Annotated in this window: 23 protein-coding genes; 9 read left to right on the top strand and 14 right to left on the bottom strand. The window is 71.6% G+C overall.

Annotation, left to right across the window (positions count from 1 at the left end; all coding sequences use genetic code 11):
• Positions 1 to 197 precede the first annotated feature (197 nt).
• Together VM840_12600 and VM840_12595 are read right to left on the bottom strand one after the other, a co-directional pair.
• Positions 198 to 860 carry a ferritin-like domain-containing protein gene (locus tag VM840_12600; GenBank protein HVL82420.1) on the bottom strand — a complete coding sequence of 221 codons (663 nt, stop codon included), beginning with the start codon at positions 858 to 860 and terminating at the stop codon, positions 198 to 200.
• A 58-nt stretch (positions 861 to 918) separates the two neighbouring features.
• Positions 919 to 1,146: a hypothetical protein gene (locus VM840_12595; protein ID HVL82419.1), complete on the bottom strand. Its 228-nt coding sequence runs from the start codon at positions 1,144 to 1,146 to the stop codon at positions 919 to 921.
• Between the two features lie 90 nt (positions 1,147 to 1,236).
• On the opposite strand from VM840_12595, the gene VM840_12590 reads away from it, so the two are divergent.
• Positions 1,237 to 1,590: a hypothetical protein gene (locus VM840_12590; protein HVL82418.1), complete on the top strand. Its 354-nt coding sequence runs from the start codon at positions 1,237 to 1,239 to the stop codon at positions 1,588 to 1,590.
• A gap of 3 nt (positions 1,591 to 1,593) precedes the next feature.
• Here VM840_12590 and VM840_12585 read toward each other — a convergent pair whose 3' ends face one another.
• The 5 genes from VM840_12585 to VM840_12565 form a co-directional block, all read right to left on the bottom strand.
• Entirely contained in the window at positions 1,594 to 2,397 is an 804-nt protein-coding gene (locus VM840_12585; GenBank protein HVL82417.1) for an HAD-IB family hydrolase, read from the bottom strand.
• A 12-nt stretch (positions 2,398 to 2,409) separates the two neighbouring features.
• Entirely contained in the window at positions 2,410 to 3,498 is a 1,089-nt protein-coding gene (locus VM840_12580; GenBank protein ID HVL82416.1) for an AI-2E family transporter, read from the bottom strand.
• Between the two features lie 72 nt (positions 3,499 to 3,570).
• Positions 3,571 to 4,038, bottom strand: a complete 468-nt coding sequence (locus VM840_12575; protein HVL82415.1) for a VOC family protein — start codon at positions 4,036 to 4,038, stop codon at positions 3,571 to 3,573.
• A 22-nt stretch (positions 4,039 to 4,060) separates the two neighbouring features.
• A complete protein-coding gene (locus tag VM840_12570; protein ID HVL82414.1) occupies positions 4,061 to 4,393 on the bottom strand; it encodes a hypothetical protein in 333 nt (110 codons plus the stop codon).
• Positions 4,394 to 4,640: 247 nt separating this feature from the next.
• On the bottom strand, positions 4,641 to 5,042 hold the full coding sequence (locus VM840_12565; protein HVL82413.1) for a DUF4383 domain-containing protein: 402 nt from the start codon (positions 5,040 to 5,042) through the stop codon (positions 4,641 to 4,643).
• Between the two features lie 141 nt (positions 5,043 to 5,183).
• Between VM840_12565 and VM840_12560 the strand changes: the two genes are divergently transcribed.
• The 5 genes from VM840_12560 to VM840_12540 all read left to right on the top strand — a co-directional run bounded on the left by VM840_12560 (position 5,184) and on the right by VM840_12540 (position 8,908).
• Complete coding sequence (locus VM840_12560) at positions 5,184 to 5,741, top strand: sigma-70 family RNA polymerase sigma factor (GenBank protein ID HVL82412.1); 558 nt, start codon at positions 5,184 to 5,186, stop codon at positions 5,739 to 5,741.
• Positions 5,738 to 6,400 carry an anti-sigma factor gene (locus VM840_12555; GenBank protein ID HVL82411.1) on the top strand — a complete coding sequence of 221 codons (663 nt, stop codon included), beginning with the start codon at positions 5,738 to 5,740 and terminating at the stop codon, positions 6,398 to 6,400. The genes VM840_12560 and VM840_12555 overlap by 4 nt, the downstream gene beginning before the upstream one ends.
• A gap of 71 nt (positions 6,401 to 6,471) precedes the next feature.
• On the top strand, positions 6,472 to 6,936 hold the full coding sequence (locus VM840_12550) for a plastocyanin/azurin family copper-binding protein (protein HVL82410.1): 465 nt from the start codon (positions 6,472 to 6,474) through the stop codon (positions 6,934 to 6,936).
• Positions 6,937 to 6,979: 43 nt separating this feature from the next.
• A complete protein-coding gene (locus tag VM840_12545) occupies positions 6,980 to 8,233 on the top strand; it encodes a copper amine oxidase (protein ID HVL82409.1) in 1,254 nt (417 codons plus the stop codon).
• Between the two features lie 66 nt (positions 8,234 to 8,299).
• Positions 8,300 to 8,908: a hypothetical protein gene (locus tag VM840_12540; GenBank protein ID HVL82408.1), complete on the top strand. Its 609-nt coding sequence runs from the start codon at positions 8,300 to 8,302 to the stop codon at positions 8,906 to 8,908.
• Between the two features lie 38 nt (positions 8,909 to 8,946).
• On the opposite strand, the gene VM840_12535 is transcribed toward VM840_12540, so the two are convergent.
• Together VM840_12535 and VM840_12530 are read right to left on the bottom strand one after the other, a co-directional pair.
• Positions 8,947 to 11,073 (bottom strand): DUF6351 family protein, encoded by a 2,127-nt coding sequence (locus tag VM840_12535; protein ID HVL82407.1) that lies wholly within the window; start codon positions 11,071 to 11,073, stop codon positions 8,947 to 8,949.
• A 139-nt stretch (positions 11,074 to 11,212) separates the two neighbouring features.
• Entirely contained in the window at positions 11,213 to 11,743 is a 531-nt protein-coding gene (locus VM840_12530) for a DoxX family protein (GenBank protein HVL82406.1), read from the bottom strand.
• A 95-nt stretch (positions 11,744 to 11,838) separates the two neighbouring features.
• On the opposite strand from VM840_12530, the gene VM840_12525 reads away from it, so the two are divergent.
• On the top strand, positions 11,839 to 12,219 hold the full coding sequence (locus VM840_12525) for a helix-turn-helix domain-containing protein (protein HVL82405.1): 381 nt from the start codon (positions 11,839 to 11,841) through the stop codon (positions 12,217 to 12,219).
• Here VM840_12525 and VM840_12520 read toward each other — a convergent pair.
• The 3 genes from VM840_12520 to VM840_12510 all read right to left on the bottom strand — a co-directional run bounded on the left by VM840_12520 (position 12,194) and on the right by VM840_12510 (position 14,364).
• Positions 12,194 to 13,204, bottom strand: coding sequence for a S8 family peptidase (locus VM840_12520; GenBank protein ID HVL82404.1), 1,011 nt, complete (start codon positions 13,202 to 13,204; stop codon positions 12,194 to 12,196). The two genes, VM840_12525 and VM840_12520, sit on opposite strands and share 26 nt — an antisense overlap.
• A gap of 126 nt (positions 13,205 to 13,330) precedes the next feature.
• A complete protein-coding gene (locus VM840_12515; protein HVL82403.1) occupies positions 13,331 to 14,011 on the bottom strand; it encodes a hypothetical protein in 681 nt (226 codons plus the stop codon).
• On the bottom strand, positions 14,011 to 14,364 hold the full coding sequence (locus VM840_12510; protein ID HVL82402.1) for a PadR family transcriptional regulator: 354 nt from the start codon (positions 14,362 to 14,364) through the stop codon (positions 14,011 to 14,013). Before VM840_12510 ends, VM840_12515 begins: the two co-directional genes overlap by 1 nt.
• Before the next feature lie 104 nt (positions 14,365 to 14,468).
• Between VM840_12510 and VM840_12505 the strand changes: the two genes are divergently transcribed.
• Positions 14,469 to 17,387 (top strand): tetratricopeptide repeat protein, encoded by a 2,919-nt coding sequence (locus VM840_12505; protein ID HVL82401.1) that lies wholly within the window; start codon positions 14,469 to 14,471, stop codon positions 17,385 to 17,387.
• On the opposite strand, the gene VM840_12500 is transcribed toward VM840_12505, so the two are convergent.
• Positions 17,384 to 18,082 carry a hypothetical protein gene (locus VM840_12500; GenBank protein HVL82400.1) on the bottom strand — a complete coding sequence of 233 codons (699 nt, stop codon included), beginning with the start codon at positions 18,080 to 18,082 and terminating at the stop codon, positions 17,384 to 17,386. The genes VM840_12505 and VM840_12500 overlap by 4 nt on opposite strands.
• A gap of 54 nt (positions 18,083 to 18,136) precedes the next feature.
• Positions 18,137 to 19,471 carry an adenylate/guanylate cyclase domain-containing protein gene (locus VM840_12495; GenBank protein HVL82399.1) on the bottom strand — a complete coding sequence of 445 codons (1,335 nt, stop codon included), beginning with the start codon at positions 19,469 to 19,471 and terminating at the stop codon, positions 18,137 to 18,139.
• A gap of 91 nt (positions 19,472 to 19,562) precedes the next feature.
• On the opposite strand from VM840_12495, the gene VM840_12490 reads away from it, so the two are divergent.
• Positions 19,563 to 20,051 (top strand): cation transporter (locus tag VM840_12490; GenBank protein ID HVL82398.1); only part of this gene is annotated, 489 nt, incomplete at its 3' end.

Below are 20,051 nucleotides of genomic sequence, written 5' to 3'. Positions count from 1 at the left end.
CGATTTCTCGGCGATCGGGACCGGCACCGGCACCGACACGGGTCGGGGTGTCCTCGGGCGCCTCGGGCTCCGCCCGGCAGGCGGCGAGACCCAGCATCAGAGGCACGACGAGGAATGTGAGCATCCTGCGGGCGCGCATATCTCCTCCTTCGTCCGTGGTGTGCCCCCACCGGGCGGGAGCCGAACCGCAGGTCAGGCTAGCTCGCCGCTCCAGTGGCCTGTTCTATCTGAGCGCGGATCGACCGGTCCCTCGCCTCGGCGAGCGCGCGCCGTCCGCGCTCGAGCGCGTCGTCGACCTGCTCCCCGAGCCCGTCGGCCCGCCACCTGTCGAGCACCTTCGAGATCCAGCCGATGTGGAACTCCTCGTCGCGCAGGACCTCCTTCACCATCGAGAGGACCACCTCGTCGTCCGCGTACAGCTTCTCGAACGCCTGGAACGCGCCCTTGGCGGAACGCTCGATCGCCTGCATCGAGGCGAACACCTCGACGAGCTCCTCGCGCGGCGGACAGGTCTCGAGCGGGGGGCCGCCGTCGCCGCGCTGGCCCCGCGCCTCCGACATCGCCCGGAAGAGGTTCTGGTGCACCATGCTCCGGGGCTGGCCGCCCTCCCGCCGGATCATCAGCGTCACGAAGTGGGCGTGCTTGCCCTCGTCGGCCGCGTGCTTGGTCATCTTGGCCATCATGGAGGGGTCGTCGAGCACCTCGGCCAGGTAGGAGAGGTAACCGGCTCCCCGCAGCTCGGCGAAGCGGATGGAGTTGAGCAGGTCGATGAACGCCTCGCGGTGCTCGCTGCGCAGGTATTTGAAGAACTCGTACGTCTGCTCGACGGTTGGCTCGAAGATCTCCTCGCGCGCTGCCATCACGCCTCCTGACGCAGGGGACGCCCCAGTCTCCTACAGCCGCGCCCGGGCGGCCAGGTCAGTAGGAGGGCGCGTCGCTGGCCGGGAAGGAGGTCATCGAGGCGTGCTCCACGATGTCCTCGCCCTCGTAGGGCTGCTCCCGACCGGAGTCGTGTCGGTGCCGCCACTGCGAGATCGCCGCGGCCACGGCCCCGGCTACGCCGGCGAACCCCAGCACGACAGCGATCGCGCGTCCCTTGCCGCCGCTCTTCTTCCTGCTCTTGCGCGAACCGTTGTGGCTGAACATGCCGGAGACCTACCCGCACCCCCAGGGGGACAAACGATGCGAACCGGGCAACGAGGCAGGAGTGCCCCCCGCGCCGGAGAAGAACGAGCCATGCGTCGCTCACTGTGCCTGACGGTAGCGGTCGCGGCCCTGGTCGCGGTCCCGTTCGGTCGCGCCTCGGCGTGTCCGTCGCGCGACCCCGGACAGCCCGAACGCGTACCCGTGGCCGCCGGAGCGGTCCTCCTGTGGTTCGACGCCGGACGCACGACCGTGGGCGCCGGTTTCCAGGACCAGGGTCCGCCGAGCTACGTGAGCGTCGACGCGAGCTCGGACGGGGTCCACGTCTACGGGACCCTCTCCGGCGTCCGCAGCCCCACCCCCGGACAGCACCTCGTGGCGCCCCACGGCTACGAGGCGGGCGCCCGCCGCGACGGCTCCCGCGTCACCTGCGTGAAGGGCTACTAGCCCCTAACCGCCGACGAACTCGCGTAGCTCCCGGTAGACGCGCTTGCGTCCGAGCCAGCCGCCCACCGCGACGCCTCCCCCGAAGAGCGCCACCCCGACGATCGCCGACGGGATCCCGATCAGGATGGGGAGCCGCTTCGTCCGCAGCTCGTAGACGGGCCAGCCGCGGCGGCGGGCCTCGACCCGGAGCTCGCTGTCGGGGTTCACCGCGATCGGGTGACCGACCGACTCCATGAGCGGCAGGTCGTTGATCGAGTCGGAGTAGGCGTACGACTCCGAGAGGTCGATGTCCATCTCCTCGGCGAGCGCCCTGACCGCCTCCGCCTTGCGCGGCCCGTGGACGACGTCGCCGACCAACCGTCCGGTGTACCGGCCGTCCTCGTCGACCTCTCCCACGGTCGCCACCGTCCCGGACATCCCCAGCGCGTCCGCCAGCACCCCGGCGAGCTCCACGGGAGCCGCGGTGGCCAGGTAGGTCAGGTCCCCCGCGTGCTGATGCTGCTCGATGACCCGGGTGATGCCCTCGTACACGCGGGGCAGGATCCGCTCCTCGGCGATCTCGCGTCCCATCGCCCTCAGCTCCTCGGCGGTCCGGCCCTGGACGAACTCGAGGGCGCCGGTGCGCGACCGCTCGAGTCCCTTCTCGCTCTCGCCGGAGAGCCGGAACGAGAGCTGGCCCATGCCGAAGCGAAGGATGTCCCAGACGCGGTAGAGGTCCCGGTCGTACAGGCCGCGGGCGAGCAGGAAAAGGGAGGACCCCGGGATGAGGGTCCGGTCCAGGTCGAAGAAGGCGGCGCGGGACCCCATGTCCCCTCGATCCTACTTCGCCGCGGAGGCGCGCTTGCGCTTCTGCGGCGCGGGCTCGCCCCGGTAGTACGCGATCACCGAGGCGATGGACGCCGACACGGGGACGGCCAGCAGCGCCCCGAAGATCCCCCCGAGGATCCCGCCCGCCGTCAGGACGACGAGGATCATGGCCGGGTGGAGGTCGACCGTCCGCCCCAGGACGAGCGGCTCCAACACGTTGCTCTCGACCTGCTGGACCCCGAACGAGATGGCCGCCACGATCAGCCCCGACTGCCACCCGAGGGTCACCGCGGCTATCCCCGCCGCGGCGAGGCCGGCCGTCCAGGCCCCCACGATCGGGAAGAAGGCGCCCAGGAACGTCAGGAGGATCAGGGGGAGGGCGAGGGGGACGCCCAGCAGGATGAGCCCGATCCCGATCAGGGTGGCGTCGATCAGGCCGATCATCGCGCTCCCCCGGACGTAGCCGGAGACCGATGTCCACACCCGGGAGCCGATCTCCCGGAACTCGTCGCGCCGGTCCGGGGGGACGAGTCCGAGGGCTGCGTCGGTGATCTCGTCCGAGTCCTTCAGGAAGAAGAAGGTCAGCACGAAAGCGAGCACGAGCGCGACGACCACCTCGACGATCACCCGGGTCCCGGCCAGAACTCCCCCGAGCAGCGTCCCGGCCTGGCCGCGGATGTTCTGGGCTCCCTCGTCCGCGGCCTCCTGCACGACCTCGGGTGACAGGCCCAGCACGCCCGTCCGCAGCCAGCTCCGGGCCTCCCGGATCGCCTCGCGGATGGCGTCGGAGAAGTCGCCGACCTGGGCGAGGAACGGGGGGACGACCAGGACGGCGGCCACGATCAGGACCAGGAGCCCGGCGCCGTACGCTCCCCAGGCGGCGGCCAGCTTCGGCCAGCCCCGCCTCCGCAGCCATTGGGCGAGGGGCGCGAGGACGGTCATCGTCAGGAGCGACGCGAACAGCGCCAGGACGAGCACGGTCAGCTTCTTCAGGAAGAGGCCGAGCACGACCAGGGCCGCGCCCACGAGCAGGACCCGCCACGCCACAGCCGCCGCCCGCTCGAGGACGCGCGGGACACGGGGCGCGGGACGCTCGCTCACGCCGGAACCGGGGGCCGTAGGGACATGCGGGTCACATACCCGGACGGGCGGGTCCAGGAACGCGCCGCCGGGTTACGGCCCTCCCATCGCCTCGGCGGCGCGGCGCTGCATCTCCTCGGGCGCGACGTCCTCCACGTGGGTGGCGATGCTCCAGACGTGTCCGAAGGGGTCCTGGATCCGGCAGGACCGGTCCCCGTAGAACTGGTCCTCGGGAGCGGAGAGCGAGGTCGCCCCCCGCTCGACCGCCTTCGCGTGGACCGCGTCCACGTCCTGGACGTACAGGCTCAGCGTCACGGGGGAGCCGCCGATGGCGAGGGGGCCCCGGATGCCGGCGTCCGGGAACTCGTCGGCCAGCATGACCACAGAGCCGCCCAGCTCGATCTCCGCGTGGCCGATCCGGCCGTCGGTCCACGGCATCCTGGACCGCTCCCTGGCCCCGAAGACCTCCGTGTAGAAATCGATCGCCTCCGCCGCTCCGTCGATGCAGAGGTAAGGGATGACCCCCGTGTACTCCTCCGGGGTCGGGTTCACGTCCGCCATGGGTGCCTCCTGATCTCGTGCCTCAAGCGCGCGCGGCTACGTATACGAGCGTCTCCGAACGCTCTGCCGTCGCCTCGTAGTCATGTTGCCGCATCGGCTTGAACTCGAAGTTCCGGTACAGCTCGAGCTGGTCGGTGAAGTGGCGCGGGAACGAGCCGTCCGCCGTGTTGAGGGCGATGTCCGCCGCGCGGTCGGCCCGTCCGTTGCCCGGGGGCAGCACGCTCATCCCCTCCCCGGCGGCGGGGCGGACGATCAGCGAGTAGGTCCCGTGGTCGACGACGGGCTGGCGCGCAGGCGCGATCAGACCGATGGCATCGAAGCGGATCGAGGGAGCCGGGCTCGACCACCGGGACATGTCCTGGCCCTGCGAGTTCCGGAGCTCGGGAGTGGCGTCATCCGCCGGCGCGTAGGGCGCCTGACGCGGCGGTTCGGGCTGCGACGGCGGAGGACGCCGCATGTGGCGCGATCTGCCGTCGCGCGTCGGGGAGACGGGCCCCGGGGTCGGCTGCGACGGCGGATGCCGCCGCGCTACCCAAGCGGCCGGACGGGCGGGATGCCGCGGGTCGGTGGGCCCGCCCGGCCGCTGTTGGGGGGGGGGTTCGTTATCGCCTCGCGGCGACCGGCTCCTCCTTGCGCAGACCCACCGCGAGCAGGACCGCGGCCGACGCCAGGTGCAGGAAGTTGTCCGCCTGGTTCAGCGCGAGGATGTTCGCGTCGGAGTCGAGCATGAAGAAGCCGACGATCCCGACGAGCAGGTAGGTCGCGCCGACCACGGTGTTCATCGTGCGCGCCGAGTCGTGTCCGGCGCGGGCGGCTCCCACGAGGGCCGCACCGATGGCCAGGTGAACCAGGTTGTGCAGGGGGTTCACCTCGAACGCGATGAGCAGGTTCCCTTCCTGTGATGCGAAGCCGTCGAACCCGGTCACCACGAAACCTAGTAGTCCGATCAGCAGATACACGGCACCGAAGATGGTGCCGACCTTCTGGTTGAGCGTTCCTTGCATGCCTGCCCTCCTTGTCGTCGCCGTGCACCGGCTCATACCGGTATCCGCACAGCGCCCGCGGCTGGATGGGTAGGTGATGCCCCAAAGAGTGGGTATGCAACCTCCCATCCGAAAGGGAGCCCCGTGGCGGATACCTCATAGATGCGCGGTGAAGAGGCAACGCTGGTCGAGAGCATCGGCCGGGGAGACCGGGATTCGTTCCGGTCCCTCGTCCACCGGCTCGGCCCGCAGGCCCTCGGTCTGGCCTACCGGATCACCAACAACCGGGAGCTGGCCGAGGAGGCGGTCCAGGAGGCGTTCGCCGAGGTCTGGATGCGGGCCGGACGGTTCGACACCCGGCGCGGCGGCGCGCGGCAGTGGGTCTTCACCCTCGTGCATCACAAGGCGGTGGACGCGATCCGACGGGAGGCGTCGGCGGTCCGGCTCGCGGAGCACGTTCCCGACCCGGCGCCCTCGACGGATCCAGAGGAGCATGGATGGGTCATGGACCGTAGGGACCGGGTGCGCAGGGCTCTCGACCAACTCACCCCGGCGCAGCGGGAGGCCATCCAGCTCGCCTACTTCGGGGGGCTGACCTACCGTCAGGTCGCGGAGCGGCTCGGGATCCCGGAGGGAACCGCGAAGTCGCGCCTGCGCGACGGGCTGATCACGCTGCGGGGCCTCATGGAGGCCGAAGGGGTGGAGGTGGGACGAGGATGAGGACTCACGACGAGGTCCGAACGCTGCTGGGCGCCTACGCGCTAAACGCCGTCTCCCCCGCCGAGCGCGTCAAGGTCGCCCGCCACCTCGAGGAGTGCGAGGACTGCGCGCACGAGGCGGAGGTGCTGGAAGACACGGCGGCCGAGCTCGCCGTGCTCCCGGACACCCCGTCGTTCCCCGAGGACCTGATGGACCGGATCATGGACTCGGTCCCCCGGTCGCGGATCGTGGCCGCCCCACTCGTCCGGACCCTCGCCGCCGTGGCGGCGGTCGCCCTCCTGGCCGTCGGGATCATGGGTGTCGCGTTCATGCGGGAGCGGTCCCGGGACGCCGAGTTCGCCGCGCTGGTCGCCCGCGCCCAGCAGCAGGTCACCTTCGAGAGCTCCGGGGAGTTCCCCGCCCGGGGTCGGCTCTACATCGCCGACGACCGGGTCGCCCTCGCCCTCGACGAGGTCCCCGACCCGGGGGCGGACCGCGCCTATCAGCTGTGGACCCTCACCGACGGGACGCCCGTCCCGATGGAGACCTTCCGTCCGCGCGGGGGCCGGGTCGCTGTCGTGATGGACATGCCCCGGCGCGGGGACGCTTTCGCCGTGACGGTCGAGCCCGCTCGCGGCTCCCGTCAGCCGACGACCGACCCCATCCTCGTCGCGACCTAGTCGCCTGCCCGCCGCGCTCGCGCGCGGCCCCTCCGCGATCCGGTCCAATCCGGACGGGGGGAGGGCAGCGGATGCAGGTCGTGAGAACACAGGAAGCACCAACCAAGCACCGCTCGGGCCGGCTCCGTCTGGTCGCGGCCTTGGCGGCCGTCGCCATCGGGACCGTCGCCTGCGGGAGCGGCTCCACCGGCCCAACGCGCGAGACGTCCGCGCCTGCGGCCGGGTCGGAGACGTCCGCGCCCGCGGGCGCGTCGGATCCGGCGATGTCCGTACGGGTCGTCGAGTTCAAGTACGACCCCGCGGAGATCGAGGTCGCCGCCGGGGACACGGTCCAGTGGACGAACGAGGACACGGTCCTGCACACGGTGACCTCCGGGAGCTTCGAGGGACGGCAGAACCAAGCAGACGGTCTGTTCGACCTCGAGCTCGAGAAGAAGGGCTCGACCGTGACGCATCGGTTCACGGAGCCCGGCACGTTCACGTACTTCTGCACCAGGCACAACGTCATGAACGGCACTGTCCGCGTGACGGCATGACGACGGCCGCGCCCCGCGCCCGTCGGACGAACGAGGAGGAAGCATGAGAAGGAAAGCACCCTGGAAGTTCGCGGTCGCGATGACCCTGGTGGCAGTGGTCGGCGCGGCCTGCGGCTCCAACAACGCAGGGACCGGTGCGCAGGGAGACTCCCAACAGAGCTCCGAGCAGCAGCCGTCCGAGCCTGACTACCAGCAGACGTACAGTCAGGTCCGGGAGTCGTACCACCACATGTTCGAGACGGCGGACGGTCTCGCCGGCGCGATCGCCAAGCAGAAGAACCTCGGTGAGGTCTCCAGCCCGGCGATCGACACGCGGGCCACGCTCGGCCGTCAGCTCGGCGAGCACGCGGTCCTCGCGGCGTTCGCCATGCAGAAGGGCCTCGACGGGGCTCCCGACTTCGAGGCGGCCGCGGAGGCCCTCAACGGCAACACGGAGGACCTGACCGCGACCATCACCTCGGTGTACGGCGAGGAAGCGGGCAACGCCTTCAACAAGCAGTGGTCCGACCACATCCGCATGTTCGTGGACTTCACGGTCGGCACCGCCAGCGGTGACCAGGCTAAGCGTGAGGGCGCCCTGCGGGAGCTCGGCCAGTACAAGCAGTCCTTCGGCAGGTTCCTGTCCGAGGGCACGGGTCTGGACAAGGCCGCAGGCCTGAAGGCAGACGACGTGGCAGCGCTGCTGCAGTCGCACGTGGACCAGCTCACGAAGGCCCTGGACACCTACAAGGCCAAGGACTACACGGCGACCTACGCCCAGATCCGTGAGGCGTACGCGCACATGTTCATGACCGGCGACGGGCTCTCCGCCGCGATCGCGAAGCAGAAGAACCTCGGGGACACGACCGCCGGCGCCGCCGACACGCGTCTCACGCTGGACCGTCTGCTCGGCGAGCACGCGTGGCTGGCCGTCTTCGCGATGCAGAAGGGAGCCACCGGCAGCGCTGACTTCGAGGCCATCGGGGCTGCCCTGTCCCAGAACACCGACGACCTGACCAAGGTCATCGGCAGCGTCTACGGGGCGGAAGCCGCCGATGCGTTCAACAAGCAGTGGAGCGACCACATCCGGATGTTCGTGGACTTCACCGTCGGCACCGCGAGCGACGACGACGCCAAGCGCGAAGCGGCGCTCAACGAGCTCGGCCAGTACAAGGAGTCGTTCGGCAAGTTCCTCTCAGAGGGAACGGGCCTGGACAAGGACGCCGGCCTGAAGGCCGACGCAGTGTCCGGACTCCTGCAGTCGCACGTCGACCAGCTCACGAAGGCCCTGGACAGCTACCTCGGCTACCAGGCCTGAGCGAGGAAGGACGGTGGAGGGTCCCCCCCCGGGCCCTCCACCGTCACTCCCCTAAGGAGAACGACCATGCGCAAGCAGAACGGTCCGGACATCGCGGCCAACGTGGCCGCGGGAGGGGCAGCGATCGCGTCCGGGGTCCACCTGGCGATGATGCCGGTGCACGTCCGGGAGTCGATCGTCGTCGGGGCGTTCTTCATGGTCGTCGCACTGGCCCAGGGGGTGCTCGCGTTCGCGGTGGGGTTCGCCCCCTCCCGACGCAGCGCACTGGCGGGTATCGCCCTCAGCGTGGGCGTGCTGGCCGTCTGGGTCGTCTCCCGGACGATCGGCGTCCCCCCGGGCGTGGTCGAGCCGGTCGGGCCCGCCGACGCCGTGGCTTCGGCCGCGCAGGTGATCACCGCAGCCGGCCTGGTTCTGTGGCTGCGGACGGGCCGAGCACGGAGCGCGGTGCCTCGGCGGGCGACCGCGCGTCCGTTGGCCGCCCTCGGCGCGCTGGCCCTGGCGGCCGTCGTGGCCACGGGGGCGGTCGGTGTCCCAGCGCACGGCCACGCCGAGCCGCACGGTCACGAGCCGGTGCTACCTGCGGCCGCGGATGCGGTCCGGCCTACCGGGGTCGCCTCGACACCGCAGCCCGAGACCCACGCCCACGCCGAGGGCGCGGCGCCCCACGGGCACTGAAGGGTCCGGGGACCTGAGGCCCCCGGACCCTCGGACGATCAGCGCGAGAACGGCTCCGATGCGGGCGGGGGCCCGAGCGCCGTCCCGCCGTAGACGACGGCTCCCGATGCGTCCTGGTACGTCTGCCAGGCCACCGAGTCGGCCTGTCCGACCCCTGGCTTCGAGTAGTCGCAGACCCCGTCCGGGAAGGTGGCCTGCAGGCGCGTCCACTGCTCGGGCGTGAACTGGATCGGGAAGTAGTCCGATCGGCGGAGCGGCTTCTTTACGCACTTCATCACGTCGTCGGTGAACGGCATCCCCGCCTCGATGCGCGGGGTCGTGTAGCTCTCCACGACGACGTCGCAGATGCGCGCCGGGAGGTCGGTCCCCGCGCCGTTCGTGCACCGGTCGCCACCGGACCGCGCGCGGTGCTTCAGGATCTTCTCCGACAGGGGGATGTCCGACCCATCGGCCTCGACCGCGGCGAGCCACCGGTCCATCGCGAGGATGCCCTGGCTCACGAAGTTCGCGTCGCCGAGCAGCGGCACGAAGCCGCGCCACAGCACCTGGTGCTCGGCCGTGCCGTACTCGCGCTCGAGTCGGGCGCGGAGCGCGTACGTCCGGTAGACGTCGTGGAAGGCGCCGGGGTCGGGCCCGCGCAGGTCGATCATCGCCACCTCGTCGAGGTTGTTGGCGTCGTTGATGGCGCCGCTGCGGTAGGCGGCCGCGACCGCGCTCACCGGGGCCTCGACCCGTTCGGGCACCCAGTTGTGGTCGAAGTCACGTCCACCGATCTTCGAGTTGATGTCCACGAAGTGAGCGGGCGAGAGCCTCCCGGTCATGAGGCTGCGCAGTCCGTACTGCACGCCGCTGTTGTCCCACGGGCCCACCGCCAGGCCCGACTCTGGGTCACGTCCGAACACGTTGACCATGTAGTCCCAGAAGGTGCAGCGCACCCCGTTCGGATTGTTCTGCGGGTGGTAGAGCTGCTCGGAGGGGACGCCCGCGCACGGCCGGTTCGGGCGTCCGGAGTCGGGGATCACCGTCGTGAACGTGATCGGGTTCGAGGGGTTCGGGTGGCCGTTGACGGCCGCCATCTCGGCCGGCCCCCACGCGACCCCCGGCTCCCAACGGTGGGGAGCCTCGAAGTAGTCGCGGAGCAGGTGGTAGTCCTCGTACTGCATCGCGGACGACCAGGCGTCCGGGTAGCTGCACTGCGGGAGGATGCCCTGGTACAGGCCCGGGTAGGCGTTGGCCACCTGGTACTGGACGAGCGCGCCGCCCGAGCACCCGGTCCCGATCGTGTAGCGCAGCTCGCCGTAGTTCTCGACGAGGTGCTCCTTCGTCATGATCATCGACTCGGCCTGGGTGACGATGTTGCAGTTGTGTCCGGCGTTGTTCAGCGCGTGGGACATGACCGCGAACCCGCGGCCGAGCGCCGTCTCGTTCAGCACGTCCGGGGCGGACGCCATCTGGTAGTGGGTGTCGCACGACGCGCCGTGGGTGATGACGAGCTTGCCGTTGAACCCGTCCTGGGGAGCCCACGGCTCCCACGGCTTGGAGGGGTCGTAGAGCACGGCGATCCTGTACTCGTCGCGGTCTATCACCCCGCGCTCGATCCGGACGACGAACGGGACGGTCTTCCCCTCGTCGGTCGTCGTGGTCGCGACGTCGGGCGGCGGGTTGTTCGGGTCGTAGGCGGCCAGGGAGCCGCCGCTCGTCCGCTTGTAGCGCCACTCGAAGACGGGGTCGCGGTTGCACTGGGCGTCCCGCGACGCTCCGATGCAGCGCCAAGGCTGGATCTGCGGGCCGGCGAAGATCGGGCCCCCGATCCCCTGGTTCGTGATCGTGATGCGGGCCGCCCGTCCGTCCGGGAGCCCGGCGGTCAGGACGTTCTCGCCCAGCGCCAGCCCGTCGACGAGGCCGAAGTAACGACCGTCGGGCCGGACGGCGAACGCGCCGGTCACGTCGCGCCCGTCCACCTCGGCGGTGACGGCCGCCGGGTCGGCGTCCTGCGGCAGGACGATCTCGACGAGGGCGTCGCCCCCGGACACGAGGTCGGCCCGGTTCGACAGGACCTGGATGCGCAGGGGCTCGCCGGGCTCGGAGGCCCGGGCCACGGCGGTGGACCCGAGGACCATCAGGACGACGAGCAGGGCACGGACGGGACGGTTCCAGTGGCGCATGCAGCCTCCCTCCCCTGGGATCGGCGCGCGGGCGCGTCACGTCGAGCGCACCCGGGGTGTCCTTCGCCGTGGAGGCCCCATCCCCTGCCCGGGGTGGGAGCGGGACGCGCCGGGGGGCGCCCCGCTCCCGACCACAGGACTAGGCGGCGGCCTGGCTCTGCTCCTCGACCGCTTCGGTCTGGACGGCCGGCTCACGCCGAGCGCCCAGGATGACCGCCGCACCCGCCAGACCGACCACGACCGCAGCGGTGCCCCAACCCGGTCCGGACAGACCCCAGCCCAGCAGGGCGTCCGCCGACCACCTGCCGGGACCGGTGAACCCCAGCGCCGCGGCGGCCGCGGCGAGGGTGAGGTTGAACTCGTAACCGCCCGAGCCGTTGAAGAACCCGCTCCCCAGGTGCACCGAGACGATCGCGGTGACCATGACGCCGACGGCGGCCGCCGCGCCCACCGGGGTGAGGAGCCCCAGACCGAGCAGGATGCCACCCAGCGTCTCGGCTCCCCCGGACATCGCGGCGGCTGCGCGCCCGCCCCGGAACCCGAGGCTGGACAACCACCCACCGGTCCCTTGCAGGCCGTAACCACCGAACCAACCGAACAGCTTCTGGGTCCCGTGGGCGACGAACACCGCCGCCAGAACGAGCCTCAGGATGAGCAGACCAGCTTCCATCTCCTTACCCTCCTTAGGGTTACTACTTTTTGATAAGTCGATTGTTCCGCATAAGTTGCTTACTCGCAACCCCCCGGCTGGGATACGATCGGTGCATGCCCAGGACGCAGCCCCCGCTCCCCGTCTTCTGCGACCGGTTCCAGTCCGCGATCGAGATCATCGGCCGGCGATGGACCGGAGCGATCCTGCGTGCCCTCATGGGCGGGGCGACGAGGTTCGGGGAGCTCAGGACGCAGATCCCGGGCATGAGCGACAGACTGCTGTCCGAGCGCTTGAAGGAGCTGGAGGCGGAGGGCCTCGTCCGGCGGGAGGTGATCGCGGACACGCCCGTCCGGATCGAGTACCACCTGACCGAGCGCGGTCAGGCGCTGGACGGCGTCGTCAGGGAGATCGCGAGGTGGGTGGAGGAGTGGGGGCCCCGCCCGGCGGACGGGGCCCCCAGAGAGCGGGTCAGCTCACGGCGCGGTTCGCGTTGATACGGCCGTACCCGTAGACGGGGTCCCAGCCGGGCGCGCCGAGGTCGTCGGCGGTCGCGTAGATGCGCTCGACGGTCTGCGCGTTCGTCAGCCCCTTGGACATCACGAGCGCCGCCACGCCCGCGACGTGCGGTGCTGCCATCGAGGTCCCGGCCAGGGTCTCGTACCCGTTGCGCCCGCAGTCGTAGGCGGAACCGGCCCACATGGTCGAGAGGATGTCCATCTGCGGGTGCTCGCAGAAGACCGAGCCGAACCCACCGGGCGCGGTCACGTCCACGTCCCCGGTGTTGGAGTAGCTGGCCACGGCGTCGTTCGGGTCGGTCGCACCGACGCAGATCGCGCGGGCGTGGGCGGCCGGCTCGGCGCAGAGCGGGAAGGAGTCGTTGCCGGCGGCCACGACGACCACCGCTCCCCTGCTCCACGCGTGGGTGATCGCGTCGTCGATCGGCTTCCACCAGCCGACGACCGTGCCCACCTGCGAGACGCCGGACATCACGCCGAGCGACAGGTTGATCACCTTGGCTCCCTTGTCCGCGGCGTACCGGATGCCGGCTGCGATGTTTTCGACCGAGCCCTCCCCGGCTGCGTCGAGCACCTTCACCGGCATGAGCTTCGCGTTCGGGGCAACCCCGGCCACCCCCGTGCCGTTGCCGGTCACCGCGGCGGCGATGCCGGCGACGTGGGTGCCGTGGCCCTGGTCGTCCTGGCCCGTGGTGTTGCAGTTCTTCGCGTTCTTGCCGCACTTGATCACGCTCGTCCCAGTCACGACGTTGGCGGCGAGGTCCTCGTGCCTGAGGTCGATGCCGGTGTCCACGATCGCGATCGTGATGCCGGAGCCGGTCGACTTCGACCAGGCCTGCGAGGCGCCGATCTTGCCGAGCGCCCACTGCTGGGCGAGGAACGGGTCGTTCGACGCCCCCGCGTGGGGGCCGACGAAGGTGGCGGCCACGAGGGCCGCGAGGAGTGCGATGGTCCTGGTCCGCATGCGTCCCTCCAGAGTCGCTGCGTGACCCGCGCCTGCCCCGCGCTTCCTACCTGGATACCCCGGACCGGTGCAGCATGCACCGCTTGAGCGAAGTTCCGACGCGGTGTCGGGAACCCCGAGAACGCCTCAGATGGCAGGAGCACGCCTCGCGGCGCGGAGGTTGTCGGACACCGCCATCACGATCGTCACGAGGGCCAGGACCGGAGGCCCGACCATCCAGACGAACGGGAGCATGGGCAGCGCACCGGCTGCGATCATCCAGTTCCCGGCGACCCTGTTCTGCACCGACATGCCACCGAGGATCAGCCCGCCGAACAGCACGAACAGGACGAGGGCGCCGAGGTTGGAGGAGCTCGGATCGTCGATGAACTGACCGACACCCATCGCGACCTGGAGCAGCCCCAGGAGCCCAGCAGGGATCCACCACCAACGCCGCCCCTCCACCGCGTACGTGCGCTCCGCGCCGGCCCGGCTCGTGGCGGCCGCGATGCCCATCAGGGCGACCAGGCCGGCCAGGATCAGCAACGGAACGAACGCCGACCGGATGTCGGGACCCAACCCGGTGACGAGCATCGTTCCCCCACCCGCGATCAGCAACAGGAACACCCCGGCGATCAGCTTCGTCTTCACCATGCCTTCCTCCCATCTCGCTCGTGGCGCAACGGTCACGAGCTCCGTGAGCGTCCTGGTCCAGATCCTCGGCCCCATCTCCCGGCGGGCCTCCTCGAGATCCAGGAGCATCTCCTCGCCGAACCGATCCCGGAACGAGCGAGGGTAGGCCAGCATCAAGAACCGGTACAGGCGCATCAGACCTCGAACCCCGGGGCCAGGCGGCCAAGCACCGACCGCTGGATCAGCCCGGCCAGCCTGTGCACCTCAGCCCGGCAGACGCGCTCTCCGAGCGCGGTGGCCCGGTAGGAGCGTCGTCGGGGGTCGGCGGGGTCCGGACCTTGGACCTCCTCTATCAGCCCGCCGTCCAGGAGGCGCTTGATCGTGGTGTACACGGTCCCTGGGCCCATCCGGACCGCTCCGTCGCTGAGCCGCTCCACCTCCTGCATCACGGCGTAGCCGTGTCGGGGCCGGTCCACGAGGGCGAGCAAGACGTGGAACGACGCCGAGGGGAGCGGGGTCACGTCCTCGGGCTCGCGGCGCACCGGCACCTCTCTATCGACTGACGATGTATCGATAGTTGATATACACAGGCAGCGGCCCGCGTGTCAAACGATCGCCCCGGGCTGGCGTAGCGTTCACGCAGGAGGTGCGTGTGCCGACGACCGCGACCGTCACGTTCCTGCTCACCGACGTCGAGGGCTCGACCCGGCTCTGGGAGGGCGACCCGGAGGCGATGTCGCACGCGCTCGCCCGGCACGACGAGCTCGTGGGCGGCGCGGTCGCCCGACATGCCGGGGAGCTGGTGAAGCCGCGGGGAGAGGGCGACAGCACGTTCAGCGTGTTCGTGTCTGCGGCCGACGCGGTGGCGGCCGCCGTCGACCTGCAGTTGGCGCTCGCCCGCGAACCCTGGCTCCCGTCGGCGGTGCTGAAGGTGCGGGCGGGGCTGCACACGGGTGAGGCGTACGAGCGGCACGGCGATTGGTACGGACCGGCTCCCAACCGGGCCGCGCGCATCCGGGGCCTCGGGCACGGAGGCCAGACGATCCTCTCCTCGACGACGGCGGCCCTCGTGCGCGACGCGCTCCCGGGAGGCTGCGCGCTGACCGACCTCGGCTCCCATCGGCTGGCGGGGATCACCGGGTCCGAGCGCGTGTGGCAGCTCGACCACCCCGACCTCCCGCGCGACTTCCCGCCGCTGCGCTCTCCCGACGTGTCCGCGCTGCCGGCCAGGCTCACCTCCTTCGTCGGTCCGGAGTCGCGGATCGCCTCGGTCGCCGCGGCGTTGGAGCGCTCGCGGCTCGTGACGCTGACGGGTCCGGGCGGGATCGGGAAGACACGGCTGGCGGTGGAGGTGTCCGTGCGCACGCCCGACCGCTACCCGGGGGGCGTCTGGATGGTCGACCTGTCCGCGCTGACCGACCCCGCCCTCGTGTGGGCGGCCGTCGCCTCCGCCACCCACACCCCCGAGGGAGCCGGGACGACCCTCTCCGAGGCGGTGACCGCGCGACTGGGAGACGAGCCCTCCTTCGTCGTCCTCGACAACTGCGAACACGTGCTGGACGCCGCGACCGACGTGGCCGCGCAGCTCCTGGACGGCGCCCGCGGGGTCCACCTCCTCGCGACGAGCCGCCAGGACCTGGGCATCGCCGGGGAGACGGTGATCGAGGTGCAGCCGCTCGGGCTCCCGTCCGATGCCGACCCGACCGCCTCCGACGCCTACCGCCTCTTCGTGGACAGGGCCCGTCTCGTCGATCCCGAGTTCGACCCGGACGGCCGGACGCAGGCCATCGCGGACATCGTCGCGCGTCTGGACGGCGTCCCCCTGGCTATAGAGCTCGCCGCATCGCGCGTGCGCGTGCTGTCGGCGGAGGAGATCGACGCCCGACTGGCGGACCGCTTCCGCCTGCTCGTCGGACCCCGGACCGCCCCTGCCCGCACCCGCTCCCTGAGGGCCGCGGTGGACTGGTCCTACGACCTGCTCGACGAGCCGGACCGCCGCCTCTTCGCCAGGTTGTCGGTCTTCGCCTCCCCCTTCACGCTCGAGTGGGCCGAGCGCGTCTGCGGCGACGACGACGTCCTCGACGGGGTGGCGAGGCTGGTGGAGCGGTCGCTCGTGCACGCCGACCGGTCCGGTCCGGTGACGAGGTTCCGCATGCTCGAGACGCTGCGCGCGTACGCGTCCGAGAAGCTCCGCGACTCGGGCGACGCCGACGAGACGCGCGACCGCCACCTGGCCTGGTGCGCCGGGGAGGCCCGCGCGGCCGCGACAGCGATCGAGGTCCGGGACCTGGCCACGGCCTTCGACGCCCTCGAGCCGATCCAGGACGAGATCCGCTCTGCGCTCGACCACGCCGACTCGGCCGGCGCGGCCCGGACCGGCCTCGTCCTGAGCACCCACGTGCACCGGTTCTGGTTGGCGCGCGGGCACTGGACCGAGGCGAGGACGTGGCTCGAGCGCTTCCGCGACGCAACCGACGCGGCCCCCGAGGAGCGGGGCCGGGGGCTCGTCGCCCTCTCGGCCGTCGCGCAGGCCCAGGGCGACCACGAGGCGGCGCGGGAGGCGGCTGCCCTGGCCGCCGCGGCGTTCGGCGAGGACCGCGCGGGGCTCGCGGCGGCCGCGCTGCGGGAGGCGCAGATAGACCGCGCCTCCGGCCGCGCCGACCGGGCCGAGGAGGGGTTCGCCCGCGCGCTAGAGCTCGCCCGCGCCGCGGGCGCGGCGGCGTCGGAAGCCGACGCGCTCGAAGGGCTCGCCTCCGTGGCGCGTATGCGCGGCGACGACGACCGGGCGCGGGAGCTGTACACGGAGGCGCTCGGCGCGCTCGAGGCACGGGGGCTCCCGCCGGGCGGGGGGCTCCTGTTCGGGCTCGCCGCCACGGAGCACGCCCGGGGCCGGCACGCCGAGGCTCGCGCGCTCTACGAGAGGTGCCTGGACCTCGCCCGCTCGCTCGGCGAGCGCAGGCTCGAGTCGGCGGCCGTCGAGGGCGTCGGACGGCTGCACGAGGCGGCCGGCGAGCTCGACGAAGCGCTGGCCAGTTTCCGGGAGGCGCTCGCCATCGACCGGGAGCTGGGCGACCCGGTCGGGGTCGCGGCGGCCCAGTACGTGATCGGCAACGTCCTGCGCAGGCTCGGACGCGCGGCCGAGGCCCGGTCGGCGCTCGATGAGGCCCTCTCCCTCTCCGCTCCCCGCGGCGTCGCGCCGATCGCCGCGGCCACCATGCTCGAGCGCGGCTGGCTCGAGCTCGACGCGGGCCGGGAGTCCGACGCCCGGGAGGTGCTCATCGAGGCGGTCTCCACCTTCGCCGCCATCAGCCACGCGGCAGGCGTCGTGGCGGCGCTGGAGGGCCTGGCGGCGACCCACCTGGTGGACGACCCCCGGCTGGCTGCCTACCTGTACGGACACGCCGACGCCGAGCGCCGTCGCCTCGGCATGCCGCTCGCGCCGTCGGAGACCGGCGACCACCTGGCCCGGGTCGACCGGGTCCGGACGGCCCTCGGGGACGGGTTCGCGCAGCCGTGGGACGAGGGGGCGTCCACCCCGACGCAGGACGTCCTGGCCGCCCTGCGTCCCTAGCTCACGTAGACGTACCGGACCTCGAGCGTGGGGTCCGCGCGCCAGTACCAGCTCACCGCGACCCGCTCCCCGAGAGACTCGCGGTCCCCGTCCCCGAAGACCGTCGGCGCCGGCTCCCGCGAGGTCTCGGTGAGCTTCACGTCGTAGGTCGGCGCGTCCTCGTAGCCGCGGGCGGTGCGGGGGAGCAGGACGACGACGCTGAAGTCTCCCCCCTTGGCCAGCTCCGCGAACTCGAGCGGGTAGACGGCTGAGAACCGGTAGCTCCCGTCCTCTTCCTCGATGATCGGGAGCCGGGCGAAGTAGCGGACGATGCGGTGTCCCTCGCCCAGCTCGAGGCTGAACCGGTGGAACCGGCGCACCTTGCCGAGCAGCCTGTCCGCCGCCTCCGTCTGCGCCCGGCGCATCTCGGCGAACCGGGCGAGCAGGTCGCGGAAGGCGGCCTGTCCGGACTCGACCACCTCCGGCGACTCCGAGGCCGGTTCCCCTCCCAGCCCGGCCGCGGCGTCCCGCTCGTAGTGCCCGGGAGCCAGGAACTGGACCCGCCCCCCCGACCGGACGTCGAGGAGCATCGACGTGTTGATGGTCGCGGTGTCCGGGGTGCCCTTCGGACCGTAGCGGCTGGTCGGTTCGATATCGACGACCGTGTTCTGCCACACGATCGGGATGCGCTCCTCGGGCACGGGCAGCATGGACACGGCGACCTCCTCACTCGGCGTGCCCAGAGGACAGCACGACCGACGCGCAGCCGTCTACCCCACCGCGAACAGCCGCCACTCCCCCGGGACCCCCTTCAGCTCGCGCAGGCCCCGGTCGGCGAACTCGATGCCGGACCCGGCCACGAGCGGCGGCACGGCCCCGGATACGAGCACCTCCCCGGGAGAGGCCTCGGACATGACCCTCTGCGCGATCGCCACCGCTATCCCTCCGACGTCGTCCCCCCGCTGCTCGACCTCACCGGTGTGCAACCCCGTGTAGATCTCGATGCCTAGCTGCCTCACCGCCTCGCGCAGCGAGAGCGCGCACCTGATCGCCCGGGCCGGACCGTCGAAGGTGGCGAGGACGCCGTCGCCCGTCCACTTCACCGGACGCCCCCGGAACCGCTCAACCTCGCGGCGGACGACCGCGTCGTGGCGGTCGAGCAGCTCGCGCCACCGCCTGTCCCCCATCTCGGCGGCCGCCTTCGTCGAGCCGACGATGTCCGTCATCAGGACCGTGGCCAGGACGCGGTCGTCCGGGTCGGGGAGCCCGCGGGAGCCGGTCAGGAACCCGTGTATCTCCTCGACCAACCAGTCGGTGTCGTGCAGCCACACGATCCCCCAGGGGACGTCCCGCTCGACGTAGGTCGCCGAGGGGATGTGCTGGGCGAGGTGGCGGCCGTGGCCCGACCGGATGTAGGGGTCCTGCGTGTGCGAGATCACCAGCGTCGGGCAACGGATCGACGGCAGCAGTCCGCGCAGGTCGATGTCGGTCATGATGCGGCGCACCACGCGCATGGTCGCCGGCGGCATCGTCGCCCGCTCGAACCGCGCGTACCAATCCCGGAACGCTTCGTCGTCCGCGAGCTCCGGCGCCAGCCGTCGCAGGGCCTCGCCCGTCCCATGGGTGGCGACGACGAGGTCGGTCACGCGCTCGGCGACCTCCCGCGGGTAGCCCCACGGGTAGTCGTCGGCCCGGGTGAGCCGGGCGTAGGCGTTGACGAGGACGAGCGCCGAGATCCGCTCCGGGTACGTCGCGGCGAACAGGAGGGCCGGGATCCCGATATCGCTCACCGCGACCTGCACGGCGCGTTCGACGCCGACCGCGTCGAGCACGTACAGCAGGTCCGACGACCACTCCTCCATGGTCGGCGGCTCCCCGATCGAGATGGGGTCGGAGAGGGAGCACCCGCGCGGGTTGAGCATGATGAGCCGGGAGAAGGAGGCCAGACGCCGGACGAACCTCTCGCTGAGAGGGTTGTCCCACACCATGTCCAGCTGCCAGGCGCCGGTCGCGTAGAAGTAGAGGTCGACCGGGCCGTCGCCCACGACCTGGTAGGCGATCTTGCCCCCCGGGCTGTCCGCGTAGAGGGTCCGGGGGCGCCTCATGCCGGGGTGGTGGCCGCACGATCCACGCCCACACGTTAGACGCAGCCGACCCCTGCCCGACGGGTCCGGGTGCGGGGTAGGATCGCCCTCGATGAGCACCCAGACCCTGTCCATCGACCGGCCGGCGGCCGTCCGGCGCGCGAAGCTCCTCAACAAGGTGACGATCGGCTACAACGTCACCGAGGCGGTCGTCAGCCTCGCTGCCGGCTTCGCGGCCGGCTCGGTCAGCCTGATCGGATTCGGGCTCGACTCATCCATCGAGGTGTCGGCGGCGCTCATCCTCGCCTGGCGGCTGCACCAGGAGCGCCACGATGACTGCAAGCAGCCGAGCGACCGTCTGGCCACGCGCGCCATCGCCATCAGCTTCTGGGTGCTGGCCGGGTACGTGGGGTTCGAGGCGGTCCGCGACCTCGTGACCGCGAGCGCGCCCGAGGCGAGCATCGTGGGGATCGTCGTGGCGTCCGTGTCGCTCGTCGTCATGCCGGTGCTCGCCCGGGCGAAGCGGAGGCTGGCCCCGGCGCTCGGCTCCCAGGCCGCCAACGCCGACGCGGCGCAGACGAACCTGTGCGCGCTCCTGTCC

The sequence above is a fragment of the Actinomycetota bacterium genome (genome assembly GCA_035540895.1).
GTDB lineage: Bacteria > Actinomycetota > JAICYB01 > JAICYB01 > JAICYB01 > DATLFR01.
Note: the sequence above shows the minus strand (reverse complement) of the source record. Positions and strands in the feature narration are given on the sequence as shown.